The sequence below is a fragment of the Citromicrobium bathyomarinum genome, assembly GCF_038594485.1.
GTDB lineage: Bacteria > Pseudomonadota > Alphaproteobacteria > Sphingomonadales > Sphingomonadaceae > Alteriqipengyuania > Alteriqipengyuania bathyomarina_A.
The window spans coordinates 1,050,733-1,067,851 of record NZ_JBCFZG010000004.1 but is presented as its reverse complement, the minus strand read 5'-3'; the positions used below and the strand labels follow the sequence as shown (position 1 = coordinate 1,067,851).

The 17,119-nt window shown below is 62.8% G+C and carries 19 protein-coding genes and 1 tRNA gene; 6 read left to right on the top strand and 14 right to left on the bottom strand.

The window, feature by feature from the left end; all coding sequences use genetic code 11:
- Positions 1 to 236: 236 nt before the first annotated feature.
- A complete protein-coding gene (locus AAG591_RS10635) occupies positions 237 to 1,136 on the bottom strand; it encodes a DUF7146 domain-containing protein (RefSeq protein ID WP_342531210.1) in 900 nt (299 codons plus the stop codon).
- 134 nt (positions 1,137 to 1,270) lie between these two features.
- Here AAG591_RS10635 and AAG591_RS10630 point away from each other — a divergent pair, with 134 nt between their 5' ends.
- Together AAG591_RS10630 and AAG591_RS10625 are read left to right on the top strand one after the other, a co-directional pair.
- Complete coding sequence (locus AAG591_RS10630; protein ID WP_342531208.1) at positions 1,271 to 1,834, top strand: lytic transglycosylase domain-containing protein; 564 nt, start codon at positions 1,271 to 1,273, stop codon at positions 1,832 to 1,834.
- Complete coding sequence (locus tag AAG591_RS10625) at positions 1,810 to 2,028, top strand: DUF5818 domain-containing protein (RefSeq protein WP_342531207.1); 219 nt, start codon at positions 1,810 to 1,812, stop codon at positions 2,026 to 2,028. The genes AAG591_RS10630 and AAG591_RS10625 overlap by 25 nt, the downstream gene beginning before the upstream one ends.
- 8 nt (positions 2,029 to 2,036) lie before the next feature.
- Here AAG591_RS10625 and AAG591_RS10620 read toward each other — a convergent pair whose 3' ends face one another.
- Complete coding sequence (locus AAG591_RS10620; protein WP_342531206.1) at positions 2,037 to 3,206, bottom strand: tyrosine-type recombinase/integrase; 1,170 nt, start codon at positions 3,204 to 3,206, stop codon at positions 2,037 to 2,039.
- A gap of 48 nt (positions 3,207 to 3,254) precedes the next feature.
- On the opposite strand from AAG591_RS10620, the gene AAG591_RS10615 reads away from it, so the two are divergent.
- Positions 3,255 to 3,393 (top strand) — tRNA-Val (locus tag AAG591_RS10615).
- 102 nt (positions 3,394 to 3,495) lie between these two features.
- Here AAG591_RS10615 and AAG591_RS10610 read toward each other — a convergent pair.
- From AAG591_RS10610 to AAG591_RS10600, 3 genes are read right to left on the bottom strand one after another with little or no spacing between them, the layout of a single operon-like run.
- Positions 3,496 to 4,140, bottom strand: coding sequence for a glutathione S-transferase (locus AAG591_RS10610; RefSeq protein ID WP_342531204.1), 645 nt, complete (start codon positions 4,138 to 4,140; stop codon positions 3,496 to 3,498).
- Positions 4,130 to 5,107 carry an oxygen-dependent tRNA uridine(34) hydroxylase TrhO gene (trhO, locus tag AAG591_RS10605; protein WP_342531203.1) on the bottom strand — a complete coding sequence of 326 codons (978 nt, stop codon included), beginning with the start codon at positions 5,105 to 5,107 and terminating at the stop codon, positions 4,130 to 4,132. Before trhO ends, AAG591_RS10610 begins: the two co-directional genes overlap by 11 nt.
- Positions 5,108 to 5,149: 42 nt before the next feature.
- On the bottom strand, positions 5,150 to 5,491 hold the full coding sequence (locus AAG591_RS10600) for a hypothetical protein (RefSeq protein WP_342531202.1): 342 nt from the start codon (positions 5,489 to 5,491) through the stop codon (positions 5,150 to 5,152).
- Between the two features lie 218 nt (positions 5,492 to 5,709).
- Here AAG591_RS10600 and pufL point away from each other — a divergent pair, with 218 nt between their 5' ends.
- The 3 genes from pufL to pufC are packed head-to-tail and all read left to right on the top strand — an operon-like array spanning position 5,710 to position 8,746.
- Positions 5,710 to 6,558: a photosynthetic reaction center subunit L gene (pufL, locus tag AAG591_RS10595; protein WP_342531201.1), complete on the top strand. Its 849-nt coding sequence runs from the start codon at positions 5,710 to 5,712 to the stop codon at positions 6,556 to 6,558.
- Positions 6,558 to 7,601, top strand: coding sequence for a photosynthetic reaction center subunit M (gene pufM, locus AAG591_RS10590; protein ID WP_342531200.1), 1,044 nt, complete (start codon positions 6,558 to 6,560; stop codon positions 7,599 to 7,601). Before pufL ends, pufM begins: the two co-directional genes overlap by 1 nt.
- On the top strand, positions 7,598 to 8,746 hold the full coding sequence (gene pufC / locus AAG591_RS10585; RefSeq protein WP_342531199.1) for a photosynthetic reaction center cytochrome PufC: 1,149 nt from the start codon (positions 7,598 to 7,600) through the stop codon (positions 8,744 to 8,746). Before pufM ends, pufC begins: the two co-directional genes overlap by 4 nt.
- A 116-nt stretch (positions 8,747 to 8,862) precedes the next feature.
- Here the strand turns inward: pufC and puhC are convergent, their stop codons facing one another.
- The 9 genes from puhC to AAG591_RS10540 all read right to left on the bottom strand — a co-directional run bounded on the left by puhC (position 8,863) and on the right by AAG591_RS10540 (position 17,080).
- Positions 8,863 to 9,315 carry a photosynthetic complex assembly protein PuhC gene (gene puhC, locus AAG591_RS10580; RefSeq protein ID WP_342531198.1) on the bottom strand — a complete coding sequence of 151 codons (453 nt, stop codon included), beginning with the start codon at positions 9,313 to 9,315 and terminating at the stop codon, positions 8,863 to 8,865.
- Positions 9,308 to 9,970 (bottom strand): photosynthetic complex putative assembly protein PuhB, encoded by a 663-nt coding sequence (puhB, locus tag AAG591_RS10575; RefSeq protein WP_342531197.1) that lies wholly within the window; start codon positions 9,968 to 9,970, stop codon positions 9,308 to 9,310. The genes puhC and puhB overlap by 8 nt, the downstream gene beginning before the upstream one ends.
- Positions 9,967 to 10,746 carry a photosynthetic reaction center subunit H gene (puhA, locus tag AAG591_RS10570; protein WP_342531196.1) on the bottom strand — a complete coding sequence of 260 codons (780 nt, stop codon included), beginning with the start codon at positions 10,744 to 10,746 and terminating at the stop codon, positions 9,967 to 9,969. Before puhA ends, puhB begins: the two co-directional genes overlap by 4 nt.
- A 112-nt stretch (positions 10,747 to 10,858) precedes the next feature.
- Complete coding sequence (locus AAG591_RS10565) at positions 10,859 to 11,689, bottom strand: hypothetical protein (protein ID WP_342531194.1); 831 nt, start codon at positions 11,687 to 11,689, stop codon at positions 10,859 to 10,861.
- A gap of 8 nt (positions 11,690 to 11,697) precedes the next feature.
- On the bottom strand, positions 11,698 to 12,273 hold the full coding sequence (locus AAG591_RS10560) for a tetratricopeptide repeat protein (protein ID WP_342531193.1): 576 nt from the start codon (positions 12,271 to 12,273) through the stop codon (positions 11,698 to 11,700).
- Entirely contained in the window at positions 12,273 to 12,764 is a 492-nt protein-coding gene (locus AAG591_RS10555; RefSeq protein ID WP_342531191.1) for a hypothetical protein, read from the bottom strand. Before AAG591_RS10555 ends, AAG591_RS10560 begins: the two co-directional genes overlap by 1 nt.
- A 79-nt stretch (positions 12,765 to 12,843) precedes the next feature.
- A complete protein-coding gene (locus AAG591_RS10550) occupies positions 12,844 to 13,743 on the bottom strand; it encodes a hypothetical protein (protein WP_342531190.1) in 900 nt (299 codons plus the stop codon).
- Entirely contained in the window at positions 13,743 to 14,099 is a 357-nt protein-coding gene (locus AAG591_RS10545; protein ID WP_342531188.1) for a hypothetical protein, read from the bottom strand. Before AAG591_RS10545 ends, AAG591_RS10550 begins: the two co-directional genes overlap by 1 nt.
- 230 nt (positions 14,100 to 14,329) lie before the next feature.
- Entirely contained in the window at positions 14,330 to 17,080 is a 2,751-nt protein-coding gene (locus AAG591_RS10540; RefSeq protein ID WP_342531187.1) for a TonB-dependent receptor domain-containing protein, read from the bottom strand.
- Positions 17,081 to 17,119: the final 39 nt, after the last annotated feature.

The following is a 17,119-nucleotide window of genomic DNA, read 5'->3' as shown; positions in this document are numbered from 1 at the left end:
AGTCCAGAACACCGGTCTCTTCGGCGAACAGCCCGGAAATGTCGGTACGGGTAAGATGACGTCCCGAAGCAAGAAGCGCGGCAACTCGGATGCCAATGGCATAGGCCATGGGCATGGGCGGCAACTGCTCGCCGGCGGGAAACAGGTCTGATTGAAACATGGCAATTCGTCCTCCTGATGATGGCATCGGGACACGCCCTCTGCCGGATCAGGAATTCGAGAAGCCCTCTCTCCTCTTACTGTGCCGCTTGGCGGCGCAGCCATGCTGTGAGTTCGTCGTTCCAGTCGGTGTCGCGTGAGGATGGTTTGCGAACGTGGATCGTCCGCCCTTCGCGGGCATAAGCGGCCAGGCCACGCGACGCAGCCAGCTCGCCGCCAGCATCGTGATCGACGAAGAGATGAAGCTCGGTCACGCTATCGGGCACGCTGACGAGGCCGAAGCGCTCATTGCCCAAGGTCGCCCAAGCGGGAATACCAGTAAGAGCGTAGGCCGACATCGCGCTCTCGATGCCCTCGGCAAGGCCGAGCTTGCCGGAGGCGGGAGCGAAGAGGCGGACGGCAGCTTCACCGAGCGCACCGAGCGCGCGCTTCGGCTTGTCGAACTTAGCCTTGGCATCGCCCGACAGGAACGTGCGGTGGATTGCGATCGGCCCCTCGTCGAGGCTGACCGCCGCAATCATGGCCGGCAAAAAGCGAGTGCGTCCCTTCGGACCAAGCGGCGTTCGAGGATGAAAGCGCAGCACCGGAGATGCGGCGAGGATGCCGCGGCTTTCAAGATATGCCTTTGCCGGACTGGCACGCAGTGGCCGTGCATCGCGCCAGATGCGCAAGGCAGCGACCGAAGGCTTCCCTGCAGGACCAGTGTCCATCTTAGGCTCAATTGCACCTCCCGAGAACAAGGCGGACGGCGGCACGCCTTCGCGCGCGAGGGCAGCGAGCACGGACTCCTGATCGCATCCGGCGAAGCAGTGGAGGAGGATCGCTCCACGCCCGAGCGATACGCCGAGCGAGGGCGTGCGGTCGTCATGTGCGGGGCAGCATGCCATGCCCTTGGTGCCGGACCATTTGCCGCCACGGCTTTCACAAATGCGCCTGGCCGTAGCGGCGAGGGGATGGTTGGTCGTGGCAACGGACATAAGGGTTCCTTCGCAGGCTCGGGTCCCCCATGACCGGCATCCTCCCCTCTCGCTGTCGGGACGGACGAAACGGTTTCCTACATGTTCTATTTATGTTCTATTCCGATTCGCTGCAAGCGACAGGAGTGTGAACGATGAGACTGGCTTTGATGATCGGCATAGTGGCGAGCGCCAGTATCGTAGCGCCTAGCGCACAAGCACAGGAGTTCGCCCTTCTGGAGCATCGCTATGAGCAGCCTGAAATCCCTGGTGTGGATCTCTGGACCAGCGAGGAAGCGCCATCGCGGATACTGCTCCCTGCATCCTACCGCGAAGCACTTTACGAGCCTCTGATCAGAGAAGCTGAGGTTCGGTATCGTCTTCCGCCTGGACTGATGCAGGCACTGGTTTGGGCCGAGTCCCGCTTCAATCCGATGGCGATCAGCCCGGCTGGTGCTGCCGGACTTGCGCAGTTGATGCCGGCAACCGCCCGCGAGCTTGGCGTTCGCAACCGGCATGATCCTCGCCAGAACATCGATGGAGGCGCGCGCTACCTGCGACAGATGCTGGACCGTTTTGGCGAGGTCCATCTGGCACTCGCCGCTTACAATGCTGGTCCGGGCGCAGTTGCTCGTGCCGGTGGCATCCCGAGAAATCGGGAAACGCCCGCATATGTCAGGAGCGTTTTGCAGCAATGGATGGCATACAGGCCTTCATGAGCACGAATCGAATGCGAATAAGCGGGCGGCTTGAACACCTGCCTCGCGGGGTTGCCATCGTGACCGCCGCTGGCGATCAGTGGGTGCTCGAAGACGTCGATCCAGAACATGATCATTTCGGCAACGAGGTGACAGCGGAAGGCCAAGTCGTTGGTCTCGATCGCTTGCGCGTCGATTGGCTAGGCGAGATCTAGACAGAAGCTCACAGCGCTAGCTGAGCCAATGCATGCTCTGCATCGTTCCTCACCAAGTGACCATAGTGCTTTTCAATCATAGCGACACTCGTATCCGACAGTTGCGCAACGGTAAGAATCGGCAGTCCAGCGCGCACCAAGTCAGTTATTACGCTGTGGCGAAGAGTGTAAGCAGAAGTACCCTGCGGAAGACGAACGACCTTCACCGCGTCCTTGATCGGACCTTTCCATTTGTCCTTGGACCAAGGCACCCCATCTGCGCGCATGAACATCGATGCAGTGGGTAACTTGCTCTTGCACTGTTCTGCCAAAAATCCGGCGATTGTTTCAGGAACACTGATTTGTCGAGGAACGCCGTTCTTGTCGGCACCAATCGTCAGCGTCCTAGTCCTCTTGTCAAAGTTGCTCACCTTCAGTGCTGCAAGAGCTCCAGGCCTCAGCGGCAACAGACAAAGGCCCCGGACAAAAGGCTCGATATCCTCAGGAAGGGCGGCCAGAAGTTTCTTGCGTTCTGGTCGATCCAAATAGACATCGCGACGCCGGTCCGCACCCTTTGTCGGCTTCAAAGCTTCTTGCCAGGCAGCGTCAGTATTTGGTGCACCAGGGGAGAGGACACGCCAAAGTGCCGCGCGAAGTGGGACCATGTCACGATTAACTGTGGAAGCAGCTCTGGTCTTGAAGCGAGGCTCCCCATCCTTGCTTCGAGTGATAAGCGCAGGCGCATTCTCAAGCCGCTTTCGCCATGCACGCAGATGATGCTTTCGGAGCTTGTCTAACTTAACCTTGGCAATGGCGTCATCAAATACGTGACGGCGAAACACGCCTTCAGCAATTGGCCCCGGTTTGTCGCTAAGATAAGCCCGACACGCATCTTCAACCGTATCCAGCTTCTCTGTTCGCAGCCCTCCAGCTTCTACCAACTCGGCGAACGCCTCTGCATCCCTCTTGGCTGTGGCGAACACATCATGTCCGGACAACGTCCCATAAGGTCCAAGATTCTTGCGGCGGTACTTGCGCGCGTCTTCATCATAGGCACGAGCGAACCATGACCCCTTTCCGCCCCTTCGGGACGGTCGATATCCTACATACCAACCAGCCTGGAGCCGTTGCCAATGAGGTTCTTTGTCGCTTCGCGGCTTCAGTTTATCACGTTCGCCGATCTTGCTCAGGTCAGGCATTCCCGCACAGCCTTTGTATGAAACGCATGAAACAAGTATGAAAAACTTGGGTGGATCAATTGAGACAAGTTTAGACAAATCTACCTGTTTTTCAAGACTTTTTTTAGTCCCAAATAATCCCAGATAGTCCGTATTCCCATCCTTCACACGGGTGGGGTCGCAAGTTCAATCCTTGCCGCGCCCACCATCCTTTCGATGATTTGGCCGTCTTCCTTCCCGGTTACTGCGCCAGTCACAAGACGCACCGCGTCAGTTATGCGCGAGCGGACCGCGCAGTGCTGCCCCGGTGTCAGGATGGCTCAGCGCAGCCCTGCATCGTCACCGCTCGATCGCCCGGTGCCCACGGATCGAACCGGACCATGATCGCCAAAAACAGCGGCGAACTGAGATGGTGCTCCAGCCATTTCTGCAGATGCGGGATCGGCTGCGCCGCGAACCAGTCCCGCTCCACCGCAGCGAATTGACGCACGAACGGCATGATCGCCGCATCGGTGATGCCGCGCTGCGAGCCGCACAATTGCGGGTGTTCGCTGAGCCGCTCGTCGAGCAGGCGCAAGAATTCCAGACCACGCTGCCGGTGCAGCATCGCGTCGGATTGATGGCGATCGGGATATTTGTAACGGTCGAGATCGTGCTTGAAAGACCCATCGTTACGCTCGATCAAACCGGCGTCGTCCCGGTCCAGCCAGCCCTCCGGATCGCTCTGCGCGAGCGCCCAGCGCACGATCTCGATACTCTCGTCGATGACAGTCCCATCGGGGAGGACGAGAACCGGGACCGTCCCCTTGGGCGAAGCCTCGATCAGTTCGGCCGGTTTTCGTGCAAGCTTGACCTCGCGCAGCACATAACGGGTTTCGCAGATCGCAAGGGCCAGCCTTGCGCGCATCGCATAGGGGCAGCGGCGGAAACTGTAGAGGATGGGGTCACTCCGCATCGTCATCCCCGCTCGGCGCAAACACTGCACCCACATGCGCGCGCCCTTGGCTTGCGGCACGCATTTCCTGCCGATGGCGCTCGCGATACGAAGCGCGCTGCGCATCGTCTCTTTCGCCATGACAGGCCGCACAGCTGACCCCTGCCTCGTAGAGCGGCGACTGCCTGTCCGTCGGGCTAAGCGGGCGACGACACGCGAAGCACAGTTCATGGGTTCCGGCGGAAAGCGCGTGGCCGACGGCAACGCGCTGGTCGAATACGAAGCATTCGCCCTGCCACCGGCTCGCCTCCTCGGGCACCTGCTCGAGATAGGCGAGGATACCTCCCTTGAGGTGGAAGACGTCATCGAGTCCTTCGTTTTTCAGGAATGCGGACGCCTTTTCGCAGCGAATGCCGCCGGTGCAGAACATTGCGACCCTGGGGGGGTTTTCGGAACCGAGCAGGCGCTCGCGCTCGCGCGCGAACCATTCGGGAAAATCGCGGAAGCTTTCGGTCATCGGATTGATCGCGCCTGCGAACGAGCCGATCGAAACCTCGTAATCGTTCCGCGTGTCGATCACGATGGTATCGGGATCGTCGATTAGAGCGTTCCAGTCGAGCGGATCGACATAGGTACCGGCATTGGCCGCCGGATCGATGTCGGGCTGCCCCATCGTGACGATTTCGGACTTCACGCGAACCTTCATCCGGTGAAACGGCATTGTCGCAGCGCTCGAAAATTTCAGTTCGGGATCGGCGCAACCGGGCCACGCACGAATATGGTCGAGCACTTGGTCTAAGCCTGCTCTCGTCCCGGCGATGGTCCCGTTGATGCCCTCGCTCGCCAGCAGCAGCGTGCCCCTGATTCCGCGATCGTCGCACAATTGCTTCAGCGGTTCGCGCAGCCGCCCGCAATCCGCAAGCGGGGCGAAGCAGTATAGTGCTGCGACGCAGATCGGCCGGGCGCTCTCATCGATCGCCAATGTCATCGTCCTCTTTCCGTAACCTGTTGCCCGATAGGGCGCGTGGGATCAGCGCTTCTTTTTCGCGGGGCTCGCGTGGAAGTCGGGGTCCTTCTTGGCGACCCAGTCCACGAACTTGCGCATATCCGGGTTGGCGAGGATCGCCTCCACGTCGAGCGCGTACCGCTGCAATTCCGAATTCGTGAAATTGGCCATCAGCGTTTGCTGGTAGATGGGATGCATCGGCACGACATCGCGCCCGCCGCGGCTTTTGGGCACCGGATGGTGCATGACCGTATTCTTGCCCAGAGGACGTCCGCAGAGCCAGCATTCGGCAGGAGCTACCGTCTGCTCGTCTTCCTCGCGATCCGCTTCCTCGCGGACCGCCGCCCTCGAATATTTGCGTGCCATGTGACTGCATCCGATTGTTGATCGGGTGGGCACCTAGCGGGTTGCAGCGATCATTGCGACCTCGAACGCTCCGCTCATCCCGCACGACCGGTTTCGATGCCGGTTTCGACGATTGCCCGCCTGACAGGGCTTGTGATCATCTGATTTTCTTGCGATGGTAAGCGATGTGGACATTTTGACATGTCTATTGTTTTGGACAGGTTTCTCGGGAGCGCGTCATGTCGATGCTCAGTTTCGAGCGGAAGTACCGCGTTGCCGGGGGTACATTGATCGGCGGGGAGATGTTCGATTTCTGGATCGGACCGTTCTTCGTCGGGTTCTTCGGCGTCACCACCGCAATCTTCGCCACGCTGGGCACCGCGCTGATCGTCTACGGCGCGGCGATCGGGCCGACGTGGAACATCTGGCAAATCGACATCGCCCCGCCCGCGATCGAATACGGCCTCGGCCTCGCGCCCTTGCGCGAAGGCGGGCTGTGGCAGATCATCACGGTCTGCGCGGCGGGCGCCTTCATCTCGTGGGCGCTGAGGCAGGTGGAAATCTCGCGCAAGCTGGGCATGGGGTTCCACATCCCGATCGCCTTTTCCTTCGCTATCTTCGCCTATCTCAGCCTCGAAGTGTTCCGGCCGATCATGCTCGGCGCATGGGGCCACGGCTTTCCCTACGGCATTTTCGCCCACCTCGATTGGGTCTCCAACGTCGGCTACCAGGGGCTGCACTTCCACTATAACCCGGCGCACATGCTGGCGGTGACGTGCTTTTTCGGCACCACGCTGATGCTGGCGATGCACGGCGGCGTCATCCTGTCTGCCGTCAACCCGCCCAAGGGAGAGCCGGTCAAGCACGGCCAGCACGAAAACCAGTATTTCCGCGACACCATCGCCTATTCGATCGGCCCGCTCGGCATCCACCGGCTCGGCTGGTTCGCGGCGATCAACGCCGGGTTCTGGAGCGCGATCTGCATTCTTATCAGCGGCCCCTTCTGGGTCGGCGGATGGCCCTATTTCTACGACTGGTACCTGCAGCTGCCATTCTGGAACGACATGGGCCTGGGAGGGCTCGGCTGATGGCATCCTTTCACAGCCTCTATTCGCAGATCCAGATTCACGGACCTTACGATCCCGGGCTCCCGCTAAAGGGTTATGAGTCCCCCCGCCTGATCAAGCCGTTCCTCAATCGCTGGATCGGCAAGATCGGCGACCCGCAGATCGGGCCGACCTATCTCGGCTTCTGCGGCATCGCATCGCTAATTTGCGGCTTCATCGCGATCGAGATCATCGGCCTCAATTTCTGGGCATCGGTCCACTGGAACCCGGTCGCCTTCATCGAAGGCATGGCCTGGCACCGGCTCGACCCGCCCGAAGCGAAGTGGGGCTTCACGCCCTTCGTCCCGCTGGCGGAGGGCGGCTGGTGGATCTGGGCGGGTTTCTTCCTCACCGCGTCCATCCTGCTGTGGTGGTGCCGCATGTACCTGCGGGCCAAGGCCTTGGGAATGAGCACGCACGTCGCGTGGGCCTTCGCCAGCGCGATCTTCCTCTATCTCAGCATCGGCTTCATCCGCCCTATGCTGATGGGATCGTGGCACGAGGCACCGCCTTTCGGGATCATCCCGCACCTCAACTGGACCGCCTCGCTTTCCGTCCTCTACGGCAATTTCTACTACAACCCGTTCCACTGCTTCTCGATCGCATTCCTCTATGGATCGGTGCTGCTTTTCGCGATGCACGGGGGCACGATCCTTGCGGTGTCCCGCTTCGGCGGGGAGCGCGAGACCGAGGAAATCGTCGATCGCGGCACTGCGGCTGAGCGCGGCGCGCTGTTCTGGCGCTGGACGATGGGTTTCAACGCCACCTTCGAATCGGTCCACCGCTGGGCGTACTGGTTCGCGATCCTGACGACATTCTCGGGCGCGATCGGCATCCTGCTGACGGGCACGGTGGTCGACAATTGGTACCTGTGGGGCGTCAAATGGGGCCTCGCCCCCGAATACCCCGCGACCTACCCCGACATGACGCTGCCACCGGACATTGCCGAGCAGGTTCGTGCGATCACCGAGGCTCCCGGCCAGTCGACCGCCATGGTTCCTCCAGCGCCGGAGGCGTCACGATGAAGCCGATATCGCAAAGGCCACGTTCCAGCCTGGTGGGCATTTTCCTGCTGGCGGCGGCTGCCGGGACCCTGCTGTTCTTCCTTCTCGTCCCCACCTGGGACCACCCGTGGGACCCGATCGAGTCGCGCGACTGGGGCTGGCGCGGGATCGCGATGAACACCTTCACTTCCGCACGCACGCGCAACGATCCGATCAACATCGTGCCCGCCGCGACGACGCCGTTTCCCGACACCGGCATGTCGGCAAGCGAGGTGTACGAAAACGTGAAGGTTCTGGGCGATCTCGACTCGGGGCAGTTCGACTACCTGATGCAATCGATCACCGAATGGGTCGCGCCCGATCAGGGGTGCAGCTATTGCCACGGCGATGGCGGCAACTTCGCCTCCGACGATCTGTATACTAAGAAAGTCGCCCGGCGAATGCTGGAAATGGTGCGCGACATCAACGAAAATGCGCGCCATGTCGGCCAGACCGGCGTCACCTGCTACACCTGCCACCGCGGGAACAACGTGCCGCAGAAAACCTGGTACGAAGGGGCCGAGCCCAAGCCGCCCATGGGTGGGATCGTCGGCAAACCGCCGCCGTGGAACCGGACCGCGAAAAACATGCGCGATTTCTTCCCGCGTGCCCCTTTCGAAAACTACCTGCTCGACGACAAGCCGATTTCCGGGGCGCAGGCACGCTCGGTTTCGGGTGAGACCACCGACCTCGCCGATCTGGAGAACATCTACATCCTGATGATGCAAATGTCGGAGGGCATGGGGGTAAACTGCAACTTCTGCCACAACACCCGTGCCTTTGCCGACTGGTCGCAGAGCACGCCGAAGCGGATCAATGCCTGGTACGGCATCCGCATGGTTCGCGGGATCAACAATGATTATCTGACCGGGCTGCAAGGTGTCTTTCCGCCGCATCGTCTGAGCCCTCTGGGCGATGTCGCGAAGGTCGACTGCGCCACCTGCCACAACGGCATGTCCCGCCCGCTGGGCGGCGCGCCGATGGCAGCGGGGTACGAGGGATTGCTCGGTCCCAGGGGCGACCGCCCAATCCGGCGCGCCACCGCGTTCGAAACGCGCAAGGCGCATCAGGCGGTCATTACCGAACCGGGTGTCGACGAAAAAGACGTGGTTCAGGCAGGCGAATAGCGGAGGGTCTGCGGATCGCCTCGCCACGGCGGATCGATTGCCGGGCAGCGACTACGCTTAGTGATGAAGCGGCGGTACGGCCTGCGGGTAGCCGAAGGCCTGACCCTGAAGAAGGATTAGCCGGCGGTTTTCTGCGGGTCGGCAGAATCGAGATAGCGGGCGAAGGCCCTCGCGCTCGCCTGCCCGAACCCTTCCAGCTTCACCGTGCGGCCCGTGGCCTGATCGGCAAGCTCCAGATGGCCTTCGCCGTCGCGCTGGAGCAGCAAGCGGAATTCGCCCGCCTCGTCGCGATCGTCCCGCTGCATCGCGAGCGCGCGCACCGCCGTCATCATGAACGTATCGCCTTCGATGACGAGATGACCGAGCGGCTCGCGTTTTTCGTTGAGCACCATCATCTCTCCACCGGGGAGCGGCTTGAAGACGAGCAGCTTGCGGTCCTGCGATTGCGCCGTCTGCACGGTCAGGCGACCGACGTCGTAATGGCGGGCGGTCGTGATCGCGGTCATCGTGAAGCCGATCATGATCGCTGCGCCGATCAGCGCGCCCTTGGGCACTCTGATCTCAGACATGCTGAGGTGCCCGGTCGGGTGTCAGATCGATCGCAGCCGGAGCCTTCTCGACGCGCGCAGGGGCATGCCGCACGCCGGGCGCAGCACGCATGATGGCGTCGACCAGGATCGATCCCGCCGGGCTGTCGACCGGCAGGCCGCGCAACATCGGAACCGGATGAGAGAACTGAAATCCACGCACGTGCGGCCACAGGGCCAGCCAGGCGATCTTGTCCGCAGAGCGTAGCGTCAGCGCGATATCCATGCCATGCGGGCGCTCGCGGGCGGAGACCTCGGCGATCAGTTCGAGAGGGATGTTGACCGTGCGTGTGAAGGCCACGCCGACCTGCAGGATCACACGGCGATCGGTGACCACATAGATCGATGTGCGCGCGAGAGCCCACGCGCTCGCCATCACCAGACCGGCAACCGGCAGCGCAAAGGGCAGCAGCAGAACGGGACTGAACAGCACTTGCGCCCAGCTCGCCCCGGACTGCGCCGTCGCAAGGATCGGCAGCAGCGCGAACAACGCGAAATAAGCCACCAGCAGCGGCCAGCGGAACAGATACCGCAGCAGCGCGGCGCGTTCAGGCTTGCCATGCCACACCACGCGCTCCCCGGCGGGCAGCGGGCCCGGCAGGCCGAGTGCGATATCGATCGGTTCGTCGTTCATCATGCCGGATCGTGGATCTGGCCGGCGCGGCCCGAAAAGCGCAGGCCACCGGCATAGAAGCCGTTGAGGCGATCCTCTTCGCGCATGGTGATGCAGCTATCGTCGGCGCGGATCGGGCTGCGCCGCAGATCATCGGCGATCAGCGTCGTCGCCCGCACCGCGCGGTCGCGCGTCAGCGCCTCGGCGAAGAAGGCGGGCACCAGACGGCGCCCCTCCGCCCCGTCGATCTTGACTTCGTAATAGCGCAGGAAGAACTCGGCGCGGTTGAACCAGAGATCGTGGACGATCCCCACACGCTTCTCGTCCGCTGAGACGAGCACCCATCCGCGCGGATCGGGATCGCCGTCGGGAATGTAATATTCGGAATGATCGTTGAGCGAGATCAGCTTGGGCTGGCCCTCCACATCCAGATCGGGCGCCTCCTCCCGGTTGCGGGTATAGGCGGCGGCCCCGATCGCCTCTTCGAGAGGGTCGGGTCCCGGGTCGAGCGGCAATGCCATCGGTGGCAGGCGCTGGCCCGAGCGCACCTGTTCGGGCGCTTCGGCCCGCGGCGCCTGCGCCACTCCGCGATCGTGGGGGCGATAGAACAGCTTGGGCCGGGGCATGGCGGGGAAGCCTTGCGCGCTCTGCGTTCTGCCGAACATTCCGGAGACCTCGACCGGATAACCCTCTCGCTTGTCCTCTCGTCGGAGACACACGATCAGCCCGAGAAAGAAGGAGACGAAGACGATCACGCAGAGGATCGCCACATCGAGGTTTCCGACGACGGTATTGCTCATGCGCTCAGGGTAAACCTAAGTGCACAGTCTGTCCAATCTATTTGACAGATTAAATGACCAACAAGGCTAACGCCTGTGCGCTCCGGAGCGGCGCTCCCGCACTTGGGAACAGCTATTCGGCCCCGTCTCCTCCATCTGGGACCACAGCCTGTTCATAGCCAACCAGCGCCCGGTGTCGCGTGCCCGGCGTGGTTTCCTGGAATTCCAGCGAAGAGACGTTCATCGAATGCGGCTGCGACATCTCGAAATCGATATATGCCACCCCGCCCGTTGCACAGCAGCCCGCGTCGCTATCGCGGCGGACCAGCGCGTAGGCAGAGCCTTCCCGCAGGTTGAATTCGAGTGGGCTGGCGATGGTGAACCCTGCGGGCAGCAGCCGGTCCATATCGCCGATCAGCTGGTCTGCAGTGACCCAGTTCCACCCCTCCCCACTGTTCATCAGAATGATGTCCGCATTGCCCAGCCCCCGATTGCGCGCGGGCGCCTGGAGCAGGAATTTGCCGTCGCCATCGCGCACCGCGACGGGCGGGTCGAAATATCCTTCGGTCTGGTGCGAAAGCAGCAGTACCGGCACCGCGCCATCCTGCTCGAACAGGACCATCATCTCGGTCTCCGGTCCATCCTTCGGCTGCAGCGCAAGAAGCTGCCAGTAGAGGGTCGTGCCGAGCGTGAAAGCAGCCATCTGCCCGCTGGCAATGACGGTGCAATCCGCCTGCGTCCGGTAAAGGCAGTCCGTGGACAGCACGTCCTGCGGTGCGTCGTCGAGCATCACGGCACGCTCCACATCATCGCGTTCGCAGCCGCTCTCATAGCCGCCGTCGGGACAGACGAAGGTATAGCTATCCTCGAACATCTCCGGCTCTTCGCCGTCGATCGAGCCGGGATTGGCCAGAGCAGGCGCAGTACCGGTCGCGCACGCCAAAAGGCTCGCGGCAATCATCATCCGAAACATCATGGTTTTTCCCCCACCCGATCGCACGCCGGCCTGTAACGCATGTCGCAGGCGCTGCGATATCCCTCCCGCGCCTTGGCCGCATCGGGGTGCGTCACACCGCGCCCCTGCTCGATCATCATCGCGGCGCGGTAGCAATTGCGCCCGCCGTAACGCCGCTCACACAGCTGGAGATAGAGCGACAGCGCGCGCACATCCTCGACCGGTCCACCATCGCCGCTCACCAGCGCATCGGCGAGGTTCTGGCACGCTTCGAGCAGCTGGAGATCGCATCCGCGAGCAAACGCCGCGCGCCCCGCTGCCATGTCGATCTCGCCGCCCTCGCCGGTCATCGCCATGACGCCCAGGTTCTGGCAGGCAACGTCGTCGCCATCATCGTGGCACAGCGCCTGCAGAATCTCCCTGGCCGTGGCGGACTGACCGAAGCGGATCAGGCGGTCTGCCTCGTCACGATCCTTGCGGACTTCCTGCGCGGTTCGCGGGGTCTTGTCCGCATTGGCAGTCTGGCCCCCGGCACTCGCGGCGACTGGCGTGGACAGCGCGATTGCCAGCGCCGGCAGAAAACAGCGCCCCATCAACACAGCGCGAGCCATTCCATCATCCTCTGAAGGCCCTTCTCTGCCCCGTTGGCATAATCGGCGTATATCTCGTCTGCGCTTTCTTCGGCGTCTGCGCGCCTTCTTTCGAAATAACTCGCATCGTCGTCTTCCTGCATCTCCCGACGGGCCATGCGCCGCCAGTAGGCTTTGCGGCTTGCCGCATTCTCTGCCGACAGTTCCCCGCGCAACCCGGCCGCGAACGCCGGGTCCGCCGCACTGGCAAGGACATAGGACCAGCGATCCCACACCGCCGAACATTGCAGCATTTCGCCCACGGTCTGCGCCGATGTGCCGAACGCCAGCCCTCTTTCATAGCCAGCGTTGTGCGCCGCGACGTCTGACGCTGTGTTCGAGCCTCCGCCGGCTTGGCCGCTCGTCTCGGCCCGAGCGAACCCGGGAATGGCAAGGGCCATGCCCGCCGCAAGCGCAGCGTATGCAAGCGACAGGATGATGGTACGCGCCTTCATTGCAATCTCTCCGCTTCAATGAGGCTCGGGCTTCGATGCAGGAGCCGGAACCCCCGAGCCGAGAAGACCGGGCCCATCGCTATTCTTCCTTGCATACGGTCCCACCGGCGTAGCCCGTGTAGGTCGTACATACGACCACGCCGCTGCCCTGCTTGGGCCTGTATGGCTTTCCGTTGCCGAGCGAGCCGACATAGGGCGCGTTGGCCTGCCGCGCTTTCTGCGCGCGATCATCGGCCGCGCGCTGCGCCCACCGCTGCGCTTCGGCTTCGGACTGGCGCTTCACCCGCATGCGGCGTTGATATTCGGCGAACACCAGTCGCGTCGCAGGCGGATTGTACTGCCAGTAATGCTTTGTAGCGATCGCGTAGATTGCCTCGTCGCTCCACCGGCGCAGGCCTGCCGCGCCGACCTCGACGATCAGTTGGCCCAGCAGGTCGCCATCCTCGTTCGGCTGGAAGAGATCCTTGCCGTAAGGGTAGTAGTAGACGAGGTAGTTTGCGACTTCGCCGTAATCGCCGGTACGCGTCGCGAAGGATCGCAATGCAGCAGCGGACAGGGTGCCCTGGGAATTGAGCTGCCCCTCGGCGTCGGCTGAATCGCGCTCCGCCAGTTCGACGTAGAGGTCGGAACAGTCTTGCGCGACCGAGCGAACGTACCTGTCGAGCGCGTCGCGCCCGTTCTCCTTGCGGTAGTCGTTCCAGGTCGCGTCGATCGTCTGTTGCGCCCGCTTGCGCAGCGCGGGATCGTTGCCGGTTACCTCGCCGAAATGCGCCATCGCCCGCCCTGAGGTAACGGGAAGCCCGGTCCCTTTGTCCGCAGCATATTCGAGTGCCACCGCGCATTCGTAGATCAGGTCCGCATCCTCGGTAGAGGCGTTGGCGGGAGGTGCCGATAGCACCACCGCCAGCGATGCGCCCAGCACGACGGCCCCCGCCGTACCCGTCCGCGAAAAGTGCCGCATGGTGAGCCGCCCGGCCATCAGGACTGGATCACCGCCATTTCGCGGTCGCATTCCTTCGCGCGATCCAGCATGTACCGGTAGGCTTCGTCCGCGCCCATTACGCGCGCGCGCTTGTTATACTTCGCCTTGGCGGTCTGGATCGCCTTCTCACCATCGATGCCGGTCCGCTGTTCGAGGATACCGACGATGTTGAGCCATGCGGCGGAGCCATAGTTCAGCTGCACGTTGCTGCCTTCGGCCACTCCGACCACGTAGGCGCAGCCCGCGCTCATCTCCATGAGCTTTTTCGGGCTCGGGTCCTTGGCACTCACGGGGCCTGCACCGATCAGCAGGGCGGTTGCACACAGCAGCGACGTCGACGACTTCAGTAGCATGGGATTCCTCTCGATTTTCCGCAGCGACGGTATCGGGAGAGGCCGGGTAACGGCACGTACGAATGCCGATACAGAAATGACGAAGGCTGTCATTCGGCAGGGTTCATCGGGCTTGCGGCATCGCCCCCGCCATCCGGTCCCTATTACAAAGCAAAACGGCCGCCCTTTCGGGCGACCGTCTGGCTGGACCGCATCGGGATCGCGCCCGAGTGCAGCGTCCGTCTGAGGGATCAGATCTTGGCCGACAGCGACAGAGCGAAACTCTGACCCAGATCGTAAGTGTTGATGTCGATCCGGTTGTCGCCCGATCGCTGGAATTCCTCGTGGCCGCGACCGAAGATGTTGCGCGCCTCGAACTTGGCTTCCATTTCGGCACCGAACAGGTCGAAGCCTTCACGCCACACGAAATCGAGCCGGAAACCGGGCGATTCGATCACGTCGGGCTGCGGCGGCGTACCGTTGAGGCCGCGGCTGACGACGCGGTCGCTCGCGTAGGACAGCAGGATCGTCTGCTGCGACAGACGGTCCTCGTCCTCCAGCCCCAGCTGCAGGTTGACGATATGATCGGACTGGCCGGTCAGCGGCGCGCCATCCTGGAAATAGTCGCTGGCGATGTTCGACGCCGCGCCGAACACCTGCACCGTGTCGCCCGCTTCGACCTTCAGCTTCGACTGCGTGAAGGTGTAGTTGCCGATCGCGACGAGACGGCGCGCGTCCCAGAAGTTGCCCTCGCCGACGCCCGACAGGTCGAAGTACTTCTGCACGTCGAATTCCGCGCCATACAGCTGCGCCTCGGGTGCGTTGGCGTAGGACGTCAGCAGGTCGATCCCGGCGACGAAAGCTTCGATCGGGTTGTCGATCTTCTTGAAAAACCCGGCGAGCGAGATGCGCTGGTCGCGGTCGAAATACCATTCGAAGCGCGCCTCGGCATTGTAAAGCTGGCTGTCCTGCAGCAGCGGGTTGCCGCGATAGGGACGGTTGTTGTCCGGATCGTAGTACGGCTGGTTGATCAGCTCGCGGAACTGCGGGCGGGCGATGGTCTTCGACCCGTTCACGCGCAGCTGCATCGAATTGCCGAGATCGACGGTGATCGTCGCCGCGGGCAGCCAGTAATCGTTGCTGAGCTGGGTCGGCGGGGTCGCCGACGAGAACGAGGTGAACACCTGAACCGGCGTGGTCGTCTCGGTCGCATCCTCGTACCGCACGCCCGCGTCGATCTGCACGAAATCGCCGATCGCGAAGTTGGTCTTGAGGTAACCCGCCTTGATCTCAAGCTCGGCGTCGAACGCGGGCGAGCCCGGATCGTTTTCGACGAGCTGGATGCCCAGCGCGTTGACCACACCCGGCGACAGCAGGGCATCGGGACGCAGCGTGCCGATCCCGCTCAGATAGACCGGATCGGAAACGCAGGTGGTCCCGTCGCACAGCGTGCTGCCGTTCGACCGGAAGAGGAAATCGCGCCGCGAATTGTAGCGTTGCGTATCCGAATAGGCACCGCCCGCCGTGAACGCGAGGCTGGGCGACACGCGGTACGTGAGGTCTGCCCCGCCCGCCCACAGGTTCTCGTCGAGGTCGGAATAGGTCGTGCTTGCCGAGCCGCTGTTACCGGTCAGCCGGTTGACGAACACCTCGCCGAACGGATCGGCCGCCGAGTTGGTGCGGACATATTCGAAATACAGCTCGCCCGGCGCCTTGCGCTTGGTGTTGGCGTAGCTGCCGCGCAGATCGAGGCTGAGCGCGTCGGTGAGGTTGAACTCGCCGGTCAGCTGCGTGTCGATCAGCTGACGCTCGTAGAACCCGGTGCGCTGCTGGAGGAAGTCGGTCGAACCGTTCTGCGCGGGCCGCTGGCCGAGCGCGAGCGCGGCTTTCTTGACCGTGTCGTGGATATACACGTTGGTCCAGCGCACCTTGTTGGTGCCGAATTCGAGGCCGAGGCCGAACAGGCCGTTCACCAGAATCCGCTCGTCGGTGCTGACCTGGCGGAAATCGGATTCGATCGAGGTGAGATCCGCGCTGGAGGAGCTTTGCTGCGTAATGTCGCGGGTCAGCCACTTGTTCGAATAGCCGCCGCCGAAGATGACGCCGAGCTGGGTATCGCCACCCATCTCGAAGGTCTTGCCACCGGAGAACGAGCCGGAGAAGTTCGGCCAGGTCTTGCTCGCCTTCTGGACAACCGCCTGACGCGAGGTCACCAGCTGCGCGGCGATCGCGGTCGAATCGACCGGGTCGGTGCCGATCAGCAGGCCGCTATCGAGGTAGGACTGCAGCGCCGGCGGCGCATCGCGGTTGCCGTTGTCGTAGCCCAGCCAGTCGGTCTTCGAACCATAGTAGGTGTAGCCCAGCTGTCCGGTCGTCTCGGTGTCGCCCGAAATGCCGAAGCCGATCTTGAAGAACGGGTCGTTCGGCGTGGCGGTGGTGGTCAGGTTGATCACGCCGCCGCCGAATTCGCCGGGATAGTTCGCCGAATAGCTTTTCTGCACCAGCGAGGATGCAACCACGCCGGTGGGGAAGAGGTCGAGCGGGACGACGCGCTTGAGCGGCTCGGGGCTCGGCAGGGGCGAACCGTTGAGCAGTGCGAGCGAGTAGCGATCGCCAAGACCGCGCACGTAGACGAAACCGTTGCCGACCACGCTGAGGCCGGTCACGCGGCTGAGCGCGCCCGCAATATTGCCTTCACCCGTACGAGCGATTTCCTCTGTCGAGAGAACCGTGACCACCTGGTCGGAGCGCCGGGTGATGTTGAGATCCCGGCGACCGGTGACGATGATCACGCTGCCGGGCACAGAGACGTCGATGTCTTCTTCCTGCGACTGCGTGTCCTCGACCGGGTCTGCACCGGGGACCGTCGGGTCCTCGGCCTGTTCCGGGCTGGTGGGTGTCTCGGGCGTCAATTGGGGCGCGCCCTCGGCATGGGCGAGCGACGGAACGGTCAGGGCCGTGGTCAGGAACAGCGCGCCTGCCAGCCGCGAAAAGGTGGACATCGAATGTCTCCTGCGAATCAAAAACGCTTTGTCACAATC

What these genes read in the sequence shown, in the direction of transcription:
- AAG591_RS10540 (WP_342531187.1), bottom strand. Translation starts at nt 17,080, where the DNA reads ATGTCCACCTTTTCGCGGCTGGCAGGCGCGCTGTTCCTGACCACGGCC.
- AAG591_RS10565 (WP_342531194.1), bottom strand. Translation starts at nt 11,689, where the DNA reads ATGATGATTGCCGCGAGCCTTTTGGCGTGCGCGACCGGTACTGCGCCT.
- AAG591_RS10625 (WP_342531207.1), top strand. Translation starts at nt 1,810, where the DNA reads ATGGATGGCATACAGGCCTTCATGAGCACGAATCGAATGCGAATAAGC.
- pufL (WP_342531201.1), top strand. Translation starts at nt 5,710, where the DNA reads ATGTCGATGCTCAGTTTCGAGCGGAAGTACCGCGTTGCCGGGGGTACA.
- AAG591_RS10620 (WP_342531206.1), bottom strand. Translation starts at nt 3,206, where the DNA reads ATGCCTGACCTGAGCAAGATCGGCGAACGTGATAAACTGAAGCCGCGA.
- puhC (WP_342531198.1), bottom strand. Translation starts at nt 9,315, where the DNA reads ATGTCTGAGATCAGAGTGCCCAAGGGCGCGCTGATCGGCGCAGCGATC.
- trhO (WP_342531203.1), bottom strand. Translation starts at nt 5,107, where the DNA reads ATGACATTGGCGATCGATGAGAGCGCCCGGCCGATCTGCGTCGCAGCA.
- AAG591_RS10635 (WP_342531210.1), bottom strand. Translation starts at nt 1,136, where the DNA reads ATGTCCGTTGCCACGACCAACCATCCCCTCGCCGCTACGGCCAGGCGC.
- AAG591_RS10545 (WP_342531188.1), bottom strand. Translation starts at nt 14,099, where the DNA reads ATGCTACTGAAGTCGTCGACGTCGCTGCTGTGTGCAACCGCCCTGCTG.
- puhA (WP_342531196.1), bottom strand. Translation starts at nt 10,746, where the DNA reads ATGAGCAATACCGTCGTCGGAAACCTCGATGTGGCGATCCTCTGCGTG.
- pufC (WP_342531199.1), top strand. Translation starts at nt 7,598, where the DNA reads ATGAAGCCGATATCGCAAAGGCCACGTTCCAGCCTGGTGGGCATTTTC.
- AAG591_RS10610 (WP_342531204.1), bottom strand. Translation starts at nt 4,140, where the DNA reads ATGCGGAGTGACCCCATCCTCTACAGTTTCCGCCGCTGCCCCTATGCG.
- AAG591_RS10630 (WP_342531208.1), top strand. Translation starts at nt 1,271, where the DNA reads ATGAGACTGGCTTTGATGATCGGCATAGTGGCGAGCGCCAGTATCGTA.
- puhB (WP_342531197.1), bottom strand. Translation starts at nt 9,970, where the DNA reads ATGATGAACGACGAACCGATCGATATCGCACTCGGCCTGCCGGGCCCG.
- AAG591_RS10550 (WP_342531190.1), bottom strand. Translation starts at nt 13,743, where the DNA reads ATGGCCGGGCGGCTCACCATGCGGCACTTTTCGCGGACGGGTACGGCG.
- AAG591_RS10555 (WP_342531191.1), bottom strand. Translation starts at nt 12,764, where the DNA reads ATGAAGGCGCGTACCATCATCCTGTCGCTTGCATACGCTGCGCTTGCG.
- pufM (WP_342531200.1), top strand. Translation starts at nt 6,558, where the DNA reads ATGGCATCCTTTCACAGCCTCTATTCGCAGATCCAGATTCACGGACCT.
- AAG591_RS10600 (WP_342531202.1), bottom strand. Translation starts at nt 5,491, where the DNA reads ATGGCACGCAAATATTCGAGGGCGGCGGTCCGCGAGGAAGCGGATCGC.
- AAG591_RS10560 (WP_342531193.1), bottom strand. Translation starts at nt 12,273, where the DNA reads ATGGGGCGCTGTTTTCTGCCGGCGCTGGCAATCGCGCTGTCCACGCCA.